Annotated in this window: 18 protein-coding genes; 13 read left to right on the top strand and 5 right to left on the bottom strand. The window is 55.9% G+C overall.

What is annotated here, in order from left to right; translation table 11 throughout:
* Positions 1-27 precede the first annotated feature (27 nt).
* The 3 genes from QOL84_RS17925 (at position 28) to QOL84_RS17915 (ending at position 4,764) form a co-directional block, all read left to right on the top strand.
* Entirely contained in the window at positions 28-2,940 is a 2,913-nt protein-coding gene (locus tag QOL84_RS17925) for an aminotransferase (protein WP_283438047.1), read from the top strand.
* A gap of 258 nt (positions 2,941-3,198) precedes the next feature.
* Positions 3,199-4,305: an agmatine deiminase gene (gene aguA / locus QOL84_RS17920; RefSeq protein WP_283438046.1), complete on the top strand. Its 1,107-nt coding sequence runs from the start codon at positions 3,199-3,201 to the stop codon at positions 4,303-4,305.
* 246 nt (positions 4,306-4,551) lie between these two features.
* Positions 4,552-4,764, top strand: coding sequence for a hypothetical protein (locus tag QOL84_RS17915; RefSeq protein WP_064388957.1), 213 nt, complete (start codon positions 4,552-4,554; stop codon positions 4,762-4,764).
* A gap of 151 nt (positions 4,765-4,915) precedes the next feature.
* Here the strand turns inward: QOL84_RS17915 and QOL84_RS17910 are convergent, their stop codons facing one another.
* Positions 4,916-7,009, bottom strand: a complete 2,094-nt coding sequence (locus QOL84_RS17910; protein ID WP_283438045.1) for a TonB-dependent receptor — start codon at positions 7,007-7,009, stop codon at positions 4,916-4,918.
* A gap of 254 nt (positions 7,010-7,263) precedes the next feature.
* Here QOL84_RS17910 and QOL84_RS17905 point away from each other — a divergent pair, with 254 nt between their 5' ends.
* From QOL84_RS17905 to QOL84_RS17880, 6 genes are all read left to right on the top strand, one after another.
* Positions 7,264-7,941 carry a DsbA family protein gene (locus QOL84_RS17905; protein WP_283438044.1) on the top strand — a complete coding sequence of 226 codons (678 nt, stop codon included), beginning with the start codon at positions 7,264-7,266 and terminating at the stop codon, positions 7,939-7,941.
* A gap of 286 nt (positions 7,942-8,227) precedes the next feature.
* Complete coding sequence (locus tag QOL84_RS17900) at positions 8,228-9,514, top strand: OprD family porin (RefSeq protein ID WP_283438043.1); 1,287 nt, start codon at positions 8,228-8,230, stop codon at positions 9,512-9,514.
* 232 nt (positions 9,515-9,746) lie between these two features.
* The gene (locus QOL84_RS17895) at positions 9,747-10,493 is read left to right on the top strand and encodes a 2OG-Fe dioxygenase family protein (protein WP_129387684.1); all 747 of its coding nucleotides are present in this window, start codon (positions 9,747-9,749) and stop codon (positions 10,491-10,493) included.
* A gap of 79 nt (positions 10,494-10,572) precedes the next feature.
* On the top strand, positions 10,573-10,950 hold the full coding sequence (locus QOL84_RS17890; protein ID WP_053116558.1) for a GNAT family N-acetyltransferase: 378 nt from the start codon (positions 10,573-10,575) through the stop codon (positions 10,948-10,950).
* A complete protein-coding gene (locus QOL84_RS17885; protein WP_150708003.1) occupies positions 10,947-11,663 on the top strand; it encodes an AzlC family ABC transporter permease in 717 nt (238 codons plus the stop codon). The genes QOL84_RS17890 and QOL84_RS17885 overlap by 4 nt, the downstream gene beginning before the upstream one ends.
* Positions 11,642-11,959 carry an AzlD domain-containing protein gene (locus tag QOL84_RS17880; RefSeq protein ID WP_053116560.1) on the top strand — a complete coding sequence of 106 codons (318 nt, stop codon included), beginning with the start codon at positions 11,642-11,644 and terminating at the stop codon, positions 11,957-11,959. The genes QOL84_RS17885 and QOL84_RS17880 overlap by 22 nt, the downstream gene beginning before the upstream one ends.
* Here QOL84_RS17880 and QOL84_RS17875 read toward each other — a convergent pair.
* A complete protein-coding gene (locus QOL84_RS17875; protein WP_283438042.1) occupies positions 11,876-12,802 on the bottom strand; it encodes a LysR family transcriptional regulator in 927 nt (308 codons plus the stop codon). The genes QOL84_RS17880 and QOL84_RS17875 overlap by 84 nt on opposite strands.
* A gap of 334 nt (positions 12,803-13,136) precedes the next feature.
* Between QOL84_RS17875 and QOL84_RS17870 the strand changes: the two genes are divergently transcribed.
* Both QOL84_RS17870 and QOL84_RS17865 read left to right on the top strand, forming a co-directional pair.
* On the top strand, positions 13,137-13,544 hold the full coding sequence (locus tag QOL84_RS17870) for an MbcA/ParS/Xre antitoxin family protein (RefSeq protein WP_283438041.1): 408 nt from the start codon (positions 13,137-13,139) through the stop codon (positions 13,542-13,544).
* A gap of 11 nt (positions 13,545-13,555) precedes the next feature.
* Positions 13,556-14,221: an RES family NAD+ phosphorylase gene (locus tag QOL84_RS17865; RefSeq protein ID WP_283438666.1), complete on the top strand. Its 666-nt coding sequence runs from the start codon at positions 13,556-13,558 to the stop codon at positions 14,219-14,221.
* Between the two features lie 43 nt (positions 14,222-14,264).
* On the opposite strand, the gene QOL84_RS17860 is transcribed toward QOL84_RS17865, so the two are convergent.
* Positions 14,265-14,546, bottom strand: a complete 282-nt coding sequence (locus QOL84_RS17860) for a DUF3077 domain-containing protein (protein ID WP_283438040.1) — start codon at positions 14,544-14,546, stop codon at positions 14,265-14,267.
* Between the two features lie 454 nt (positions 14,547-15,000).
* Here QOL84_RS17860 and QOL84_RS17855 point away from each other — a divergent pair, with 454 nt between their 5' ends.
* A complete protein-coding gene (locus tag QOL84_RS17855; protein WP_095190108.1) occupies positions 15,001-15,183 on the top strand; it encodes a type II toxin-antitoxin system HicA family toxin in 183 nt (60 codons plus the stop codon).
* Positions 15,184-15,214: 31 nt separating this feature from the next.
* On the top strand, positions 15,215-15,640 hold the full coding sequence (locus tag QOL84_RS17850) for a type II toxin-antitoxin system HicB family antitoxin (protein ID WP_212620604.1): 426 nt from the start codon (positions 15,215-15,217) through the stop codon (positions 15,638-15,640).
* 456 nt (positions 15,641-16,096) lie between these two features.
* Here the strand turns inward: QOL84_RS17850 and QOL84_RS17845 are convergent, their stop codons facing one another.
* Together QOL84_RS17845 and QOL84_RS17840 are read right to left on the bottom strand one after the other, a co-directional pair.
* The gene (locus tag QOL84_RS17845; RefSeq protein ID WP_283438039.1) at positions 16,097-16,978 is read right to left on the bottom strand and encodes a hypothetical protein; all 882 of its coding nucleotides are present in this window, start codon (positions 16,976-16,978) and stop codon (positions 16,097-16,099) included.
* Positions 16,979-17,204: 226 nt separating this feature from the next.
* Complete coding sequence (locus QOL84_RS17840) at positions 17,205-18,218, bottom strand: DUF4365 and DUF1817 domain-containing protein (protein WP_283438038.1); 1,014 nt, start codon at positions 18,216-18,218, stop codon at positions 17,205-17,207.
* Positions 18,219-18,307: the final 89 nt, after the last annotated feature.

The following is an 18,307-nucleotide window of genomic DNA, read 5'->3' as shown; positions in this document are numbered from 1 at the left end:
GCCTAATAAAATTTCAGGGGTCGTTTCATGCCGCTCGCCACGTTGATTCATCGCGCCAGTTTGCCCAGCCCGCAGGTCTCCCAGGAGCAGGCGCTGCAATGGCTGGCAGAACATTACGGGCTCAGCGGCACCTTGCAAGCGCTTGGCAGCCAGCAGGACCTCAATTACCGCGTCGACAGTGCCCGCGGACGCTTTGTGCTGAAAATCTGCCGCGGCGATTACGCCCTGGTTGAGTTGCAAGCCCAACACGCCGGGCTTAAATATCTGGCTGAGAATGCCCATGTGCCCGTGCCTCGGGTGATTGCGGCCAACAATGGTCAGGACCTGTTGTCGCTGCAAGCGGGCGGCGAAGCGGTGCATGTGCGCCTGCTCGATTACATCGAAGGCCAGCCGCTGACCGATCTCGATCATCTGGGCGAGGAAGTGGTGGCCGGGTTTGGCCGGCTCTGCGGCGAAATGGATCTGGCACTGGCGGGTTTCGACCATCCGGGCCTTGAGCGCACGTTGCAGTGGGATGCTCGGCATGCCAGCGCGTTGATCCGCCATTTATTGCCGGTGATCAAGGACGAGCGGCAACGCCTGTTGATCGCTGATACCGCCGAACAGGCCGAGCGTCGTTTGCAGCCATTGCTGGACAAATTGCCGGTGCAGGCGATCCATATGGACATTACCGATGACAACGCCGTTTGGGCGCGTGACGCCCAGCGTCGTTGGCAACTGCAAGGCGTGATCGATTTCGGCGATCTGGTGCGCACCTGGCGCATCACCGATCTGTCGGTCACCTGCGCGGCGTTGCTGCATCACGCCGCTGGCGATCCCTTTGTCATCCTGCCGGCGGTGCGGGCTTATCACGCGGTCAATCCGTTGCAGCACGAAGAGTTGCAGGCATTGTGGCCATTGATCGTGGCGCGTGCGGCGGTGTTGGTGCTCAGTGGCGAGCAGCAGGTCAGCATCGACCCGAACAATACGTACAGCCGCGACAACCTCAGCCACGAGTGGGAAATATTCCGCGTCGCTGCGTCGGTGCCTTTGGCGCTGATGGAGGCAGCGATTCTTACCGCTGTCGGTCAGAGCTTGCCGGCAATCAATGGCGCAGGTTTTGCGCCGTTGTTACCGAGTCTGGTCGGACGTGAGTTTGCGCTGATCGACCTCGGCGTATTGAGTCCACATTTCGAGGCCGGCAACTGGGAGCAGGAGGGCATTGATCAGCGTCTGCTGACGGAAGCCGCAGCGGCGCATGGTTTGGCGGCGAGTCGCTATGGTCAGTATCGTTTGTCGCGTACCCGGCCCGATTGCGCCGATGAGCCGGAGACTTTTCCACTGCACGTTGAGTTGCGCGTGCCCAACGGCACTGCCGTGGAAGCGCCGTTTGCCGGTGTACTGCATCTGGCGGCGGACGGCGCGGTACAACTGGATGGGCCGCAGCTGAGCGTTTGTCTGCGCGGCGTGACACCTTCGCTGCACGCTGGCGCAGCGCTGGTCAAAGGTCAGGTGTTGGGCGCGGTCAGCGGACCGTTGATCGTGCAATTGAGCCGAGGCGCGCAACTGCATGCGCCGCTGTTTTGCACACCGACCCAGGCGCCGGCTTGGCAGGCTTTGTGTCCGTCGCCGGCAGTGTTACTGGGGCTGGCCTGTGATGCCGCACCGGAGTTGGATGCACAGACCCTGCTGGAACGTCGCGACGCCAGTTTCGCCCGCACGCAAAAACACTATTACGTCGATCCGCCGCGCATCGAACGGGGCTGGCGCAATCACCTGATCGACATGCAGGGGCGTTCGTACCTCGACATGCTCAACAACGTCGCGGTGCTCGGTCACGGTCATCCGCGCATGGCTGCCGTCGCCGCACGCCAATGGTCACTGCTCAACACCAACTCGCGGTTCAACTATGCGGCAGTCGCGGAGTTCTCCGAGCGCTTGCTGAAACTGGCGCCGGAGGGCATGGATCGGGTGTTCCTGGTCAACAGTGGCAGCGAGGCCAACGATCTGGCGATCCGCTTGGCCTGGGCCTACAGCGGCGGCCGCGACATGCTCAGCGTGCTTGAGGCCTATCACGGCTGGACCGTCGGCGCTGACGCGGTCTCGACCTCGATTGCCGATAACCCGAAGGCGCTGGAAAGCCGCCCGGACTGGGTGCATCCGGTGACCGCGCCGAATATTTATCGCGGTCAATTCCGTGGCCAGGATTCAGCACCGGACTACGTGCGCAGTGTTGAACATCAACTGCAGAAAATCGCTGAGCAGAAACGCCAACTCGCAGGTTTCATCTGTGAACCGGTGTACGGCAATGCCGGTGGCATTTCCCTGCCGCCGAATTATCTGAAGCAGGTCTACGCGCTGGTGCGTGCACAGGGCGGCGTGTGCATCGCCGATGAAGTGCAGGTGGGATACGGGCGCATGGGCAAATTCTTTTGGGGTTTTGAGGATCAAGGCGTGGTGCCGGACATCATTACCATGGCCAAAGGCATGGGCAACGGCCAGCCGCTCGGCGCGGTGATCACGCGCCGGGAAATCGCCGAAGCGCTGGAGGCCGAGGGCTATTTCTTCTCCTCGGCGGGCGGTAGTCCGGTGAGCTGCCAGATCGGCATGGCGGTGCTCGACGTCATGGCGGAAGAAAAGCTCTGGGAGAACGCGCAAGTGGTCGGTGGCCACTTCAAGGCGCGGCTCGAAGCGTTGATCGATAAACATCCGCTGGTGGGCGCCGTGCATGGTTCCGGCTTCTACCTGGGACTGGAATTGATCCGCAACCGCGAGACACTCGAACCGGCGACCGAGGAAACCGCGCTGCTGTGTGATCGCCTGCGTGAACTGGGAATCTTCATGCAGCCGACCGGCGATGACCTGAACATTCTGAAGATCAAGCCACCGATGGTGACGTCGCGACGCAGCGTCGATTTTTTTGTCGATATGCTCGATCGGGTGCTTGAAGAGGGTCTCTAGTCATCCGCATATCCCCTGTAGGAGCGAGCCTGCTCGCGAAAGCGTCGGTTCAGTCAGCACTGCTGTTGAAGGAGAAACCGCTTCGCGAGCAGGCTCGCTCCCACACTTGAATTCGTGCGAGTAGTTCGATTTGTATCGGGTTTAATTAGGAAATTTTAGACGGAATACATTTTTTGCGATTCTAAATACGATATTTATCGGTTATAAAGTCGCCATCGCTTTTTAAGCCTTCGACAGTTCCCAGGAGTCCTGATCCCCATGACCACTTTGAAAAGTACCCCGCGCGCCGATGGCTTCCACATGCCGGCGGAGTGGGCGCCGCAGACTCAGACCTGGATGATCTGGCCCGAGCGCCCGGACAACTGGCGTCTGGGTGGCAAACCGGCACAAGCCGCCCACGCCGCAGTGGCGAAGGCCATCGCCCGTTTCGAACCGGTCACCGTGGCAGTGTCCGCCGGCCAGTACGAAAACGCCCGCGCGCGTCTCGACGTGCCGAATATCCGCGTGGTCGAGATGTCCAGCGATGACGCCTGGGTGCGCGACAGCGGCCCGACGTTCGTCATCAACAACAGTGGCGAAGTGCGCGGTGTGAACTGGGACTTCAACGCCTGGGGCGGTTTTGACGGCGGCCTGTATTCGCCGTGGAACCGGGATTCGCAGGTCGGCGGCAAGATCCTCGAGATCGAGCGCAGCTCGCGTTACCGCACTGAAGGTTTTGTGCTGGAGGGCGGTTCGATTCACGTCGACGGCGAAGGCACGCTGATCACCACCGAAGAATGCCTGCTCAACCGCAATCGCAACCCGCATCTGGGCCGCGAAGAAATCGAAGCGGTGCTCAGCGCCAATCTGTCTGTGGATAAAATCATCTGGCTGCCGGACGGTTTGTTCAACGACGAAACCGATGGCCATGTGGATAACTTCTGCTGCTACGTGCGCCCGGGCGAAGTGCTGCTGGCGTGGACCGACGATCCGCAGGATCCGAACTACCCGCGCTGCCAGGCGGCAATGCACGTGCTGCAAAGCAGCACCGACGCCAAGGGGCGCCCGTTCACGGTGCACAAGATGCCGATTCCGGGGCCGCTGTACGCGACCGAAGAAGAGTGCGCCGGGGTCGATCCGGTGGACGGCACGCAAGAGCGCAATCCGTCCGTGCGCCTGGCCGGTTCCTACGTGAACTTCCTGATCGTCAACGGCGGCATCATCGCGCCAAGTTTCGATGATCCAATGGACGCGCCGGCAAAAGAGATTCTGCAGAACCTGTTCCCGCAGCACGAAGTGGTAATGGTGCCGGGCCGCGAACTGTTACTCGGTGGCGGCAATATCCACTGCCTTACCCAGCAGCAACCCGCGCCGCACAAAGAGTGAGGCGAGACGTAACAGCTTGAGTTGATTCATAAATCGGTCAGGCAATGTTTAGCTCGCTAAGCATCAACACAGGCCCGCAGCCCGTCAGGACTGCGGGCTTCTTTGTATCCACTTGTCGACAACTGAGAAACATTGGCATAGCTCTTGTATCCATCACCCGTGCACTAGGGAGGGAGGAGAACTTCAACAGTTCTGTCATAAACCTTGGATAAGTTAGCCGCTCACGTACGGGGAGAGAGCGCTGAAATGAACGCCGAAGTGAACGTAGTCAGCGAGCGGACGTTGCACCCCATGGCCGTAAACGGCGAATCGCTGCAGATTGTCGCGCACTGGTTGAAGTCCAATGGAACGCGTCAGATCAGGGAACCTGATCCGCGCCGGATGATGATCGAGCGATACCCCGCTGATCTGTTCAGCGAGGCCGAACTGGAAGCGTTGTGGGCTGTGATGGAAGGATAAGAACAACAACAGGGATTGGTAAAAGCGCTGCCGGGATGGCGGCGCTTTTTTATGCACGAAAGAAAAGATCGCAGCCTGCGGCAGCTCCTACAGGGAATCACACATTCCAATGTAGGAGCTGCCGCAGGCTGCGATCTTTTGATCTTGTTTCTTAGAAGCTATAAGTTCCGGTCATCACAACGCTGCGCGGTGCCCCGGGCTGAATCTGATACTGGCTGGTCGCCGATGCGTAATAGTCACGATCGGTGATGTTGTTCAGCGCCGCCCGCAAATCCCAATCCTTCATGCGGTAACCCATCAGCGCATCCCAACGGCCATAACCCGGCAATACGGTGGTGTTGGCATTATCGGCGTAACGCTGGCCGACCAGGGTCAGACCGGTTTCGCCATACCAGCCCATTTCCGGTTTCCAGGTCAGGAACAGGCTGGCGTTGTGCTTGGCGACGTTGTTGATGCGTTTGCCTTCGAGGCCGTTGTTGTCCTTCTCGATGGTGGCGTCCTGCACGCCGACGCCACCGCGGACGTACCAGTTACCGACGATATTGCCGGTGGCAGTCAACTCGATCCCGCGTGAGCGTTGCAGACCGGACATTACCGTCAGCGTCGGGTCGTTAGGATCGCTGGTGCGGCGGTTGTACAGTTCCAGGTCGTAGATCGCCAGCGTGGTACTCAGACGATCGTCGAGCCAATCGCTCTTCACGCCGATTTCTTTCTGCTTGGTCAGTTCGGGGCTGAGGTCGTTGCTGTTGCCGGCCGCTCCCGGCGTGATGCCGATCAGACCGCCGCCGACCGGAGAGAAGGTCTTCGACCACGAGGCGTAGAACGAGTGGTTCTGCAGCGGCGTCCAGACCAGACCGACGCGCGGGCTGGTGCTGTGGCTGTCGCGATCTTCGGAAATGTTGCGCAGCTTGTTGGTCGACTCGATATCGAAGGTGTCGTAGCGCAGACCGCCGAGCAGTTGCCATTGATCGTTCAGGCGCAGTTGATCCTGCACGTACACTGCGCGGCTTTCGACTTCCGTGTGGCTGTTGCTGGAGACTTGCATGCTGCCGGTATGGCGCAGGTCGCGGTTGGGGCTGTAGAGGTCGAGCGACGGTACGGGACGTGCGCCAGGCGTTCTGCCGGTGGCGGCGTTGTACAGCGTTGGATCGCGGCGCTGGCTGCCGGTCTCGACGCCGGTGAGCAGGCGATGCTCAAGACCGAACGTATCGAAACTGCCTTCCAGTTCGAGGTTGTTGTAGATGTTGCGGGTGGTCAGATCCTGCTGCCAGTGCTGACGCGTGACCTTGTTGGTTTTACTGTCGAAACCTGACAGGTAAGTGTTATCGAAATCACTGTCGAGCTTGAACACCCCGAGGGTCTGGCGCAGTTGCCAGCTGTCATTGATTTCGTAGGTGAGTCTGGAGCGCAGCGATTGCGTCTTGTCGTCGATGAAGTCGTGATCGTTACCGTAGGTGGTGTCGCGACCGACATCGGCGGGACGCCCGTTGACCCCGGGAATCCCGCGATCCGGTGTGCGGTTGTAACGGCTGTATTCGTACTGCACCAACCAGTTCAGGTCGGGTGTCAGTTGCCAGCTCATCGACGGCGCGAACAGTTGGCGATTGCCGCTGACGCCGTCGCGGAAACTGTTTTCATCCATGTTGCCCATGTTCAGGCGCAGGCTGAGGTTGTCGCTCGGGTCGGTGCTGAGGTCAGCGTAAAGGCTGCGCAAATCTTCGCTGCCGCCTTGCGCTTCGATGGTCGAGCGGCGGCCGAATTCCGGCATCTTGCTGACGCGGTTGACGATCCCGCCCTGACTGCCACGGCCGTACAACACGGCGGCGGGGCCTTTGAGGACTTCGACGCGTTCGATGTTGTGCAGGTCGCGCTTGTATTGGCTGTCGTCGCGAATGCCGTCCAGATAGAAGTCGTTGCTGGCATCGAAGCCGCGAATGCGCAGGCTGTCGAAACGGGTGTCGGCGCTGCTGCTGACGTTGGGCATACCACTCAAGGCATCGCCGATATCGTTGGTGCCATAGCTGGCAACGTTTGCGGTCTTGATCGAATCGATCGCCTGCGGCACATAGCGCACCGGCGTGGAGGTGCGGGTTGCGGTAGTGCTGGCCTTGACGCGTGGATCATCGGCTTGCGCTTCGGCGTTGATCGCGGTGGCAGGTAATTCAGTTGCCGAATAGGCAAAACCGCTGGACAGAAAGGCAGAAAGCCCAAGGGTGACGGGCGTAAGACGGAACGGGGCAGGCATTGAAAAGCGCATCCGAAAGGGTAGAGGAATTCGAGCGCGCGAATGGTAATGCTTTGCATTTGCTTCCGTAATTTATTCTTGAGAAGTTCCCCAGGTTCATTGTTTCAATTTATGTCGAGATCGATACAAATGGCGTAGTCGGGCATTCGACCGGTTCAAGCAACAGACTGAAAGTCATTCTGGCGTTTTTCCGCAATGCCTCCGGGTTTAGTCTGCCGGCATCGAATTTTTCTACTTTCTTGCCGGTATTTCTGATGATCCTTCACTACATTTACGACCCATTGTGCGGCTGGTGCTACGGCGCCAAACCGCTGGTTCAGGCGGCGCAGCAATTAATGCCAGTCATCGCGCATGCGGGGGGCATGATGAGCGGTGCCAATCGCCAGAACGTTTCGGCGCAGCTGCGCAGTTATGTAATCCCGCATGATCGGCGCATCGCTGAATACACCGGGCAGCCTTTCGGCGAGGCCTACTTTGAAGGCTTGCTGCGCGATCACTCGGCGGTATTCGATTCGACGCCGCCGATTGCCGCCGTCATGGCGGCGGATCAAATTGATGGGCGTGGTCTTGAATTGCTTGGGCATGTGCAGACGGCGCACTACCTGGAAGGGCGACGGATTGCTGATGAATCGGTACTGCTGGATCTCGCCGTGCAGATGGGTTACGCCGTCGAAAGCTTTCAGGCTGCGCTCAGTTCCGTGGATACCGAGCAGCATGTAAAAGCCAGTCGTGCGCTGTTGGCTCAACTGGGCGGACAAGGTTTTCCAACATTTGCGCTGGAAGACAACGGTCAGTTCACGCTGGTGGATATCAGTCCATGGCTGGGCAAACCGCAGGCTTTTGCCGACTGGTTGAACGAGGCGCTCACAGCCGAAGAAACCGGTGAAGGGGCTGTATTTTGTGGCATCGACGGCTGCGCCGATGTTCGCTGAAATCACTGGCTGACGGCATTTCCGGGCAAGCCGATATCGCAAAAATTACATTTCTTAGACGATTTTTACCTATTTAAAGACGATTCTTGAAATTGACACATTATTGAGGGCGCGGCTACGATTCGGCCCAACGCCTGTGGCCAACCGCCATGACTCAAAAAAATGAAAGGGCTCGCCAAAGTCTGGCTTTGGCGAGCCGTTTTATTTCGGGGTGAAAAGAAGAGTGCAAAAGCGCCGTTTCAGCCGTTCGACACAGCGCGTTTCAACCCGTAATAAGGAAAACAAAATGTTGAACAAGCGGATCAGTCTGATCGCATTGGGGATGTTGAGCGCCACTCAGGCCATGGCTAACGACCAGGCCGAGTCCAAGGGTTTTGTTGAAGACAGCAGCCTCAAAGTGCTGCTGCGCAATGCCTACATCAATCGTGACTACAAAGACGGCAACGCCGACAAGTCGGAATGGGGCCAAGCGGCCATCGGTACGTTCTCGTCCGGTTTCACTCAAGGCACCATCGGTGTCGGTGTTGATGCGTTCGGTCTGTATGCATTGAACCTGGAGCGCAGCGAAGATCGCAGCGGTGCCGGTGGTATCGACTTCTTCAAGCGTGGCGACAGCGGCAAGCCGGCCAATGACCTGTCCAAGGGCGGCGCGGCGGTCAAGTTCCGTCTGTCCAGCACCACCCTGACTTACGGTGACCAGATGCCGGCCCTGCCGGTGCTGAACTACGACAACTCGCGTCTGCTGCCGGAAAGCTACACCGGTACCTTGATCACTTCCAAAGAGATCAAAGGCCTCGAATTGAACGCCGGTCGTTTCACTGCCGAATCGCGCAAGAGCGCTGAAGGCCGTGACAGCGGTGGTCTGAAGTCGATCAACGTGTTGGGCGGTAGCTACCAGTTCACCGAACACTTCAAGGGCGCGCTGTACGCTTCCGACGTTGAAGACGTGCTGAAGAAGCAATACGTAAACGCCAACTACGTGTACCCGATCGACAAGGATCAGTCGCTGACCCTGGACTTCAACGGCTACCGCACCAAGCTGGACAATTCCTATGTCCGCGAAAGCGGTGCGACCGGTGATGACAACAAGATCTGGAGCCTGGCAGCCACTTTCGCCACTGGCCCGCACTCGTTCACCGTGGCGCATCAGCGCTCCACCGGCGACAGCAACCTGGGTTACGCCTACGGCGGCTACCAGAAAGAACAAGGTCGTGTCGGCGACGGTGGCAACACCATCTACCTGGCCAACTCCTACTGGTCCGACTTCAACGCTGAAGACGAACGCAGCTGGCAGCTGGGCTACGGCCTCGACTTCGGGGCCTTCGGCGTACCGGGTCTGAGCTACAACTTCGCTTACGTGCGTGGCGACAACATCACCACCTCTACCAGCGAAGGCGGCACCGAGCGCGAGATCTTCAACCAGTTCAAATACGTCGTGCAATCTGGCCCGGCCAAAGACCTCAGCGTGAAACTGCGTAGCTCGATCCTGCGCGTGTCGCAGAAGTCCAGCGAGTACAACGTCAGCGGCAACGAGCTGCGTGTATTCGTCGATTACCCGATCAACATCTTCTGATGATCGATCGAGTGTAAGAAACATGAGAAAAACCCCGACAGGTTCGGGGTTTTTTTTTGACGATTTTTTGATGAAAACCCCAAAAAACCCGTGTTTTTGTCATGTAAAAGTTGTTTTTGAGCTGCTGTAAACGCCGTTTCAAACAATGCTTCAAATGCCTGAAATTCTTTCTCATGGACGCAAATTCTCCACCTAATAGATTAGGCCGCTCAACGCAGCGGAGAATTTGGTAATGATCGTTTTGAACAGAGAAGTGGGCGAATCGCTACGGCGCGACAAATATGTCAACGTCCAGGGTGGTGACTTCAATCTCTACGGTCATTTTGCCGACTTCGTCAGACTGACCAAAAGTTGGGAAAACATGGAGCCTGACAGTTACTACGGTCAGGCCGAAGCCGGCATGCGTTACCGTCGTTACAGCGACTTCGAGTACAACCCGAAAACCCGCGAGCTGACGCAACTTGAGCATCGCGCGTACGTGCAATCGAAAGAGAACAACGCCTATGTCGGCGGCCTGGTGCGGCACTTCCAGGACTTCTCCGATGAAGTGATCACATCGCCGGTGATGCGCAGCCTGATCGACACCGATTTCGAAGTGTACAAAAGCGTGTTGCCGGAAGAGCTGCACGATGAAATCTGGCAATGCCAGATCCATCAGATCCGCATCGAGATCAAACCGGGCAAGCAACTGGAAATCACCCCTGAAGGCATTCACTGCGACGGTTACCCGTTCAGCGGCGTGCACTTTTGGGGCCGTAACAATGTCGACGGTGCGGAGAGTCGTCTGTACGACATCCACGAGCATCAACTGGCGTCGACCACTTACCAGGAAATTCTCGATACCACCTACTTCCTCGATCGCGACATGCGTCACTACGTGACCCCGGCCCGCAACACGCACACGCATGCGATGGCGTACCGGCAGATTCTGGCGATTTCCTTCTCGCGGCCCGGGACCGCTTTCGACATTGTTCGCTAATCAGATCACCCCAATCGATGGCGTCGAATGCTCGACGCCAGTGGTGCTGCGACGCGCCACGGCCAAGGATGCGCAGCGCATGGAGCGCTTCTTCCGCCAGTTCGACGAAGTGTCCTTCTGCGAATGGCAGGACGCCAAATGCCTGCGCGGCGTGTTGATTCAGAAAACCACCACGTCGTATCTCGCCTTCGACGTCGCTGGCGAAATCGTCGGTGCGGTACTCGGCGGCATGCTCGGCAGTCGCGGCACGATCAATCATCTGGCGGTCAGCCCACGCTATCGCAGCCAGGGCGTCGGCCAGCGTCTGGTGGAAGCGGCTTCGTCCGACATGAAACGCGTCGGCGTGTTGCGGATGTTTCTGTTCGTCGACGATGCTAACCTCGCGGGCAAGCGTTTTTGGACTGCCCAGGGTTTTTGCGAGCCCCATGGCGAACGGACATTTGAGAGGGATCTATGAATGAAACGTCCGGCAGTGCGCCGTTGATGGTCAACCATCAGCCGTCGCGCACGTTTGCCGAAGCCAGCCCGGTGGTCGCCGGGTACTTCACGGTGTCATTCGTGTTCGGGCTGATGGCCGTCAACGCCGGGTTGCCAATGTGGCTGCCGGTGGCGATGTGCTTGTTCGTCTATGCCGGCGCTTCGCAATTCGCTGCGCTGGCGCTGATCTCCAGCGGTGCATCGCTGACCACCATTGTGCTGACCACGTTCCTGATCAACGCGCGGCACATGTTGATGTCGGTCTATATGGCCAAAGCCCTGCGCGCGCTCGGTTTGAGCCGCATGGAACGTTGGGCTTACGCCGGTGGCCTGACCGATGAATCCTTTGCCTTCCACAGTGTGAAACTCGGCACCGGTGCGCCGGTCAACGTGCGCTATCTGATCGGTTTCAACCTGTTCTGCCACACCTCGTGGGTGCTCGGCGGATTGCTCGGCGCGGTGTGCGCACAGTACGCGGCACACCTGATCAAATATCAGCTCGACTACGCACTGACGGCGATGATGCTCTACGTGCTGGTGTCACTGTGCAACACGCGCAACAAACTGATCGCCGCCGCGGCAGCGGTGATCTGCATGGGCGCCCTGAGCCTGGTCGGCAGCTCGCCGTTTAATGTGTTTATCGCCACGTTTGTGGGCTGCGGAGTGGGTGTATGCCTGACCAAACGTTCCTGATTCTGGTAGTGGTGCTGATGATGGCCGTGACCTTCCTGCCACGCGCCTTGCCACTGCAAATCAATACCGAGCACTGGCCGCCATTTGTCGCGCGGGCGCTGGAATACCTGCCGGTGGCGATCGTCGCTGCTATCAGCCTGACTCCCTTGTTGATCAAGGATCAGCACATACAGCTCGATCGCCCGGAATTCTATGCCGCGATTCCGACGTTGTTATGTGCGTATTTCAGCAAAAACCTCTTTCTCAGTGTGGCGGTTGGGACGGCTGCGTACATTGCGCTCGGCTCGTTCATGTAACGGCAGATCGACAACATCGCTGAGTGCCTGGCGCGACAACTCCGAGTTGTTCACCGCCAGGCGCACTTCGAGGAAGTCCTCGAAACCCGGGAAAATCGTCAGGCCGTTTTTCTGCGCAGCCTCACGCGAAACCATGCCGACCGCGTCCATCTGCGTGATCAACGACAACGTCAGCGTTTCGCTGCACGAATAGACCATGCGCTGACCATTCTCGTGATTGCCCAGCCCGGCGTCGAGAAAACGCAAAAAGCTGTGGGAATACGGACAATCTTCCGCAGGACGTACCTGAAACTTGTTGCCCAGCAACGTCAGTGGATCGTTTTCCTGACCGCAATGCGCACCGACCACCTGCACCTGCACGTCCGGCAAAACGATGCTCGGCAAACCCGGCCGTTGCGGCCCGATCAGCACCGCAAGATCAAAGTCTTCGTTCTTCAGCTTGCTGAGGTTTTCCATCGACTCGGCATAACTGAATTCCATCTGATAATCGGGAAATACCTCGATCAGGCGTCCGATCATTCGCCGGTTGAAGTCAGTCGACAACGTGTTGTTCAGCGCAACCTTCAACGTCCGCTGGCCCGGCACCTTCAGCGCCTCGACCTTTTCTTCCATCTGTCGCGTGGCAATCAGCACTTTGTCCATATAAGGCGTGAGCTCGGTACCTTGCGGCGTCAGCGTCAGACCTTTGTTGGAACGTCGAAACAAGCGGAAACCGAACTGCTCTTCGACCTTGTTCAACTGCGCGGCCAACGCCTGCACAGTCAGGCACGAATGCTCGGCTGCGGCCGACAAAGAGCCGGTCTGCACGATGCGCATGAGGTTGCGTAAGGTTCTGCTATCCATGGGTAATGCCCTCTAAAGTGGGCTGGGTATTGTTGTTTACGAGACCGCCGGTCCGGCGGCCATATGCTGGGTATATTCCTGCACCTGAGCATAGTTGTCGCGGGTTTAGTAGCGAATTGATGTCCCTGCCGATGGCTGGAAGCTGACACAGGATCGGGGTTTTTGGGGGTATGGGGGTGATGAGGGTCAAAAAAAGTGCGTGGTTTTGGTGCGTGAGATGGGTTTTTGTCGAAGGTTTTTGGCGAAAATCTAATTCGTTTCTGTATTAAATATTAATATCTATCCGTATCTGTACTAGGCTCATATTCAGGTTTCTAATCAAGGAGGCGGCCACATGACCACCTCATCGCAGGCCGTAACCCCACGCGAACAACTCGACGCCCCCGAAGCCGGTCGCGTCGCGCTGAAGTTCTTCTTTAACCTCATGGAGCGCTGGGGCTGCAGCGCCGAGCAGCAACGCATATTGCTCGGTGGCGTCGGCAACACCACGTTCTACAAATACAAACACCTGCCGAATGTCCGTCTGCCTAACGACACCCTTGAGCGCATCTCCTACCTGATGGGCATTCACAAGGCGTTGAGCATCATCTTCAGCAATAGCCGCGAGCGCGCCTACACGTGGGTCAGCAGCCCGAACACGGCGGCGCCGTTCAATGGACAAACAGCGCTGGATTACATGCTCGCCGGCCGCGTGGTCGACATTGCCGATGTACGCCGCTACCTCGACGGGGTGCGCGGTTGAAAGCGCCAGAGTTGGTAGATGTGGCATGGCCGCGAGCCTACCGGATCGTCAACAGCAGCTTCCCGCCGATTGCGCTGTTCGAAGATGTGCTCGATCCCGAAGACCTGGAAGTTGCCTACGCGATTGAAGCGCTGACCAATGATCGGCTGATCGAACAGGCCGGCGTTCTCGCCCGAGTGAGAATCGAAGACCGACTCTCCGGTCCCGGCTCGACTCCGGTGATGGCTGCGTTTACCCACATCGGCAAACGCAGTCGTTTCTGCGATGGCACCTTCGGCGTTTACTACGCCGCCAGCAGTCAGGCTGCTGCCATCGCCGAGACCTGTTATCACCAGGAGCGATTTCTCGCCGCGACTCAGGAGCCGGATCTTGAGTTGACCATGCGGACTTACGTTAATCGGGTGGTTAAACCGTTACACAACATTCGTCACGATCACCCAGAAATGCACAATCCGGATCCGGACGCTTATGGGCCGTCTCAGCTATTCGCCCGACAACTGCGCGAAACCGAGTCGTGGGGACTGCTCTACAACAGCGTTCGCCTGCCCGGTCATGAATGCGTTGCCGCATTCCGGCCGCCAGCGGTATCGATTCCGAAGCAGGGCAAGCATTTGCGCTATGTGTGGAGTGCGAGTCAGCAGAAGATTTCGTTTGTGCTTGAGATCAGTCAGGTCTGAAACGCAAAAAGCCCTCGCATCAGCGAGGGCCTTACAACGGTGGTTACATCAACGGCTTGTCCGGCGGCGCATCCATCACTTTCACTACATCATCGATCAGCGCTTTGCTCAAGTCCTGCAAATACTGCGAGGCATAAGCGTGAAGATCAGGATCTCGCGAGATTGAAGTGTCCGCAGTGAGCAGTCGTGAAATGTGAAGCAAGTGGGATGCGTGGGAAAGGGCGGCTATCACCGGCACACCACGGTTGGTGCGGAACATTGCCTGATTGGATTGAAAGGAAAAGTGGGTGAGGCCGAGGGTTTTCAGATCTTGAGAGTGGGTCATTTAGCTTCACCTGCCGTTCGAGATGGACGGGCGTGAAGTGACCTGTGTGCTGACGGATCAATGGCTTTCATTTGTTAACTCCCTGTATCAAATGAGAGCTGCCATTTCATTCTCAGGCGAAAGGGTGGCAGCTATGCGCAGGCTGAGAAACCGGAGATACAGGAACCCGGCAGGCCCGAAGGTCTCCCACGCACAGCCGCCATTGCACGTGAACGCTGACACTAAAAAAGCGTCGGCAATCGTGGTTTGGGGCGCTGGTGCGCCTGCATCTTACGCGGGTTCTCAGGCCCGGTCGCTGAATTGGCAGCGACGGGTTTGACGGTAGCTTGGGGAGGACGGATGCGCAATCGTGGCCAGGTGGTGGCTGCTGGTGTTTCTTTGCAGTGCAACACTTATGTTGCATGTGCAGCAAATATGTTGCACATTCGCTTTACCGAAACGGCGAGTGATGCACATGAAGTACAGCGAGTTTCGGCGATGGTTGAAAGCCCAAGGCGTAGAGTTCCAAAACGGCAAGGGTAGCCACTTCAAGGTTTCCTTGAACGGCAAATCAACTGTGTTTCCCGACCACGGAGCCAAGGAAATGGGCGAAGGGTTGAGAAAATCGATAATCAAACAGCTGGGCCTCAAGGATTGAGACCCAGTTGTACCCCATGAGAGGAATCGTGATGTTCGAATATGCGTTGGAAGTTCACGAAGAGCCGGACAGTGTCTGGTTGTCCTGCGCAGAAATTCCAGAGATGCACGCCGTTGGCGACACCCTTGAACAGGCGCTCGACAGTGCTATCGATGCCATCGAGACCGCCCTGTCGATCTACGTCGATGATCGTCGATTGATTCCGACAGGTGATGCGGGGGAGCAGGAAAGTGACGCGGTGTTGCGGCTGCCTGCACTGACTGCGGCAAAGGTTGCGTTGTGGAATACGCTTCTGGAGTCTGGGGTCAGCAAAGCTGAACTGGCACGACGCTTGGGTGTACAACGGCCTCAGGTAGATCGGTTAGTCGATTTCCTGCATCACTCCAAGATCGAGAATGTCGAGCGTGCTTTGCAGCAGCTTGGGCGTCGGATTTTGCTTTCGGTTGAGGCTGCGTAGGATTGTAGAAAGCCCCCGACAGCGATTGCTGTCGGGGGCTTTTCATTCGGGATGGAAAAACAAACCTCAGAAACAACAAAGCCCCTGCAGTTCTGCAGGGGCTTCGTTTTGTGGTGCGGCACCAGACGAACGGTATGTTTCGGCGAGAGTAGGTTTTTCGGGCATCTGGAGTTCGCTGGAAAATTCGGCGTACCCCAACTAGTAAATATAAATAAATCAGCTAGTTATGGCGCTCGGTGGAATCGAATTCGGGATTTTTTAGATGTGAGCACATTGTCGGTCTGTAAGTAATTCAGAGCCGCATACGGAATGGAAAGCCTCCTGAATTCGATCGTTGTCGATCATCCCCTCCGTAGAGAGTAGGCAGAAGTCCGCCAAAAACGGTCATTCGGCGCCCTTGTTTACGTTCAGTCCTACTACAACTGCGAAGCCAACCTCATGCGCCAAACACGCAATTTAGTCCGGAGCAGCGACCTCTGAATGAGTTAAGAAAAATTGTTGCCCCAGCCTTTCCGCTTCTAGGCGTGTCGATTCAAATCGTTGGGCACAATCCGGAATATCATCAACCATAAAAAATCTATTAAATATCTGCGAGGTGAAATTTCGATATTTTTCTCGATTTAGCTGGTCTCTCCCCCCCCAAAAACCAAGGGCATTTAAATCTTCCTTGTCAGAGTCAGCGGCATCCAATTCTTGTCCGGCTTCATAATTTTTACAATAGCCCTCTAGGAACCGTTTTGCCAAATATAAATACCATTCTTCAGAACTTCTGCCAATAAATCCACTTCCTACAATCCTGCTTCCCAATAGATCTTTAAATGCTAGTTTTGCATCTAAGCTTTCAAACAATATCCTGTAAAATCCGCGAAAAGCCTGTAATAAGTCTGGTCCGGATATTGACTTGATAGGCCCAATTATTGCGAAGCAAGGGGAAGGCCTTATCGGATTGACCATAGATAATGAGTGCCCACCAAAACACGTTGCGACACAGACTAAAAGATTGAATCCACTGGCCATATTCAGTTCAGCAAGAATTGGCTGCAAATCCGACCAGGTTATTTTTGAATTGTCCGAAAGCACTAACCCAGAAGCATCCGCAAGTCCGTGCATTTCCAAGTGAAGTATTGGATGCTGACCTAATTCAATGGAGTTACACAATACAAGAAGCTGCTGCTTAAAACCGATCAAATCAGAAAATTCATATAATTCAATAGGGATAGGATGAGATGAATCTTCGGACAATCCCTCTAAATATAATTTCAACTCTGTGCCGGATTTGAATTCATGAGGCTGAAGAGACTGAAACACCACAACCCTGTCGAACGTGAAATCTGCCATACTAGCTTCCAAAAAAATAATCGAAAATAATATTAGCAAAATTTCGGCGGCTCCCACAGGGGGGAAGTTTGATTTTTGGAAGCCAGAAACAACAAAGGCCCGAATTTCTGCGAGCCTTGTTTTCTGTGTGTATCGATTTAGCCCGTCCGAAAACTTCGCTTCTCCTTTGAGAAACTCTCCATTTCGGACGGTTCTTAAAAAGGCTGGATCGATTAGCAGCTCGTTTCTACCTCGAAAACCCAGTAGTTGTTCGGATGAACTTCATGGTGTTTTCGTATATTTCTTGGCTAGTTTCACTGGGGAGGTTATGACGCGCAGTAAATTGTAAAAGGTTCTCCAAGTTTCGGATTAGCCAAAATCCTATTTGCTCTGGGCGATCGAACGTAATGTGCTTGGTACCGTCGAAGTGCGGCTTCGCTGTGACATCGCACATCGCCATCAAACAATGTAGCAAGTCCATGGCGTCCAATTTTGTGGAAAGAAAATATAGCCAAGGGATGCCAAGCTCCAGGCTTTTTGCGTACCAATTACGGATTTCTGGGATCTCGTAAATTTCTCGAGGATCCTCGTTGAAACCGTCGATAAACAGCTCGACTTTCCCTTGGTTTTTGATCAGCGATTGGCGGCTTCTGCTTGACCGCTCTATCAGCTCCTCAATGGATTTAAAGGATAAATCTAAAATTTCATCCTTCTCAACTTGGAAAAACTGGAAGCCGGCGGCGTCAAGTGAATCATTAAGTTTCCAAGAATGCCGGATAGCCTCTGTATGGTCGATCGCAGGCCCCGCGATTCTCGTCCATGTTTCAATAATGTCTTTGGAGAGTACGTTTCGGCTTGGCATTTCTATGTGCCATCCATTGGTCGAAGGCATTATGATTTCTTTCTTGAATTGCACCCAGCACCCTTTAGTACAGGTGCTATTTAATACAACTAATATGATAGGGGTGGTTGTGTTTAGATAGAAGTTTAAATGCTTGTTTTCTCCATTGTACTTTATGTCGCCTTCGGTGTTGGGAGCGTAATAGGAATCGCCGCATTTTATTTGAACTGCCAACGTACGACCCGTCACGTTTTCTCCGATGACGATATCGATATATCCGTCAATACCGAAATCTGAATCTTGTGGAACTGGCCGATAACTGAAATTCAGCAATTGATGGACAAAATTAGCGAAAAATGTCTGCCCGATACTGCCCTTGAGTTTGGAGGATGTTAACTGTGGAAATGTATGTTCACTCATTCAGTGGGCTTCCTTAGCGGCTCAGATCGTTAGGGGTGATGGAGAAAGAGTCTGCTTGGACGGTCCAGCGCCTCATGGAGCAAGAAGTT

Origin of the sequence: Pseudomonas helmanticensis (assembly GCF_900182985.1) — a bacterium.
Classification (GTDB): Bacteria; Pseudomonadota; Gammaproteobacteria; order Pseudomonadales; family Pseudomonadaceae; genus Aquipseudomonas; species Aquipseudomonas helmanticensis.
The sequence above is the reverse complement of the archived record's forward strand: the minus strand, read 5'-3'. Positions and strand labels throughout refer to the sequence as shown.

What these genes read in the sequence shown, in the direction of transcription:
- QOL84_RS17925 (WP_283438047.1), top strand. Translation starts at nt 28, where the DNA reads ATGCCGCTCGCCACGTTGATTCATCGCGCCAGTTTGCCCAGCCCGCAG.
- aguA (WP_283438046.1), top strand. Translation starts at nt 3,199, where the DNA reads ATGACCACTTTGAAAAGTACCCCGCGCGCCGATGGCTTCCACATGCCG.
- QOL84_RS17915 (WP_064388957.1), top strand. Translation starts at nt 4,552, where the DNA reads ATGAACGCCGAAGTGAACGTAGTCAGCGAGCGGACGTTGCACCCCATG.
- QOL84_RS17910 (WP_283438045.1), bottom strand. Translation starts at nt 7,009, where the DNA reads ATGCCTGCCCCGTTCCGTCTTACGCCCGTCACCCTTGGGCTTTCTGCC.
- QOL84_RS17905 (WP_283438044.1), top strand. Translation starts at nt 7,264, where the DNA reads ATGATCCTTCACTACATTTACGACCCATTGTGCGGCTGGTGCTACGGC.
- QOL84_RS17900 (WP_283438043.1), top strand. Translation starts at nt 8,228, where the DNA reads ATGTTGAACAAGCGGATCAGTCTGATCGCATTGGGGATGTTGAGCGCC.
- QOL84_RS17895 (WP_129387684.1), top strand. Translation starts at nt 9,747, where the DNA reads ATGATCGTTTTGAACAGAGAAGTGGGCGAATCGCTACGGCGCGACAAA.
- QOL84_RS17890 (WP_053116558.1), top strand. Translation starts at nt 10,573, where the DNA reads ATGGAGCGCTTCTTCCGCCAGTTCGACGAAGTGTCCTTCTGCGAATGG.
- QOL84_RS17885 (WP_150708003.1), top strand. Translation starts at nt 10,947, where the DNA reads ATGAATGAAACGTCCGGCAGTGCGCCGTTGATGGTCAACCATCAGCCG.
- QOL84_RS17880 (WP_053116560.1), top strand. Translation starts at nt 11,642, where the DNA reads ATGCCTGACCAAACGTTCCTGATTCTGGTAGTGGTGCTGATGATGGCC.
- QOL84_RS17875 (WP_283438042.1), bottom strand. Translation starts at nt 12,802, where the DNA reads ATGGATAGCAGAACCTTACGCAACCTCATGCGCATCGTGCAGACCGGC.
- QOL84_RS17870 (WP_283438041.1), top strand. Translation starts at nt 13,137, where the DNA reads ATGACCACCTCATCGCAGGCCGTAACCCCACGCGAACAACTCGACGCC.
- QOL84_RS17860 (WP_283438040.1), bottom strand. Translation starts at nt 14,546, where the DNA reads ATGACCCACTCTCAAGATCTGAAAACCCTCGGCCTCACCCACTTTTCC.
- QOL84_RS17855 (WP_095190108.1), top strand. Translation starts at nt 15,001, where the DNA reads ATGAAGTACAGCGAGTTTCGGCGATGGTTGAAAGCCCAAGGCGTAGAG.
- QOL84_RS17850 (WP_212620604.1), top strand. Translation starts at nt 15,215, where the DNA reads ATGTTCGAATATGCGTTGGAAGTTCACGAAGAGCCGGACAGTGTCTGG.
- QOL84_RS17845 (WP_283438039.1), bottom strand. Translation starts at nt 16,978, where the DNA reads ATGGCAGATTTCACGTTCGACAGGGTTGTGGTGTTTCAGTCTCTTCAG.
- QOL84_RS17840 (WP_283438038.1), bottom strand. Translation starts at nt 18,218, where the DNA reads ATGAGTGAACATACATTTCCACAGTTAACATCCTCCAAACTCAAGGGC.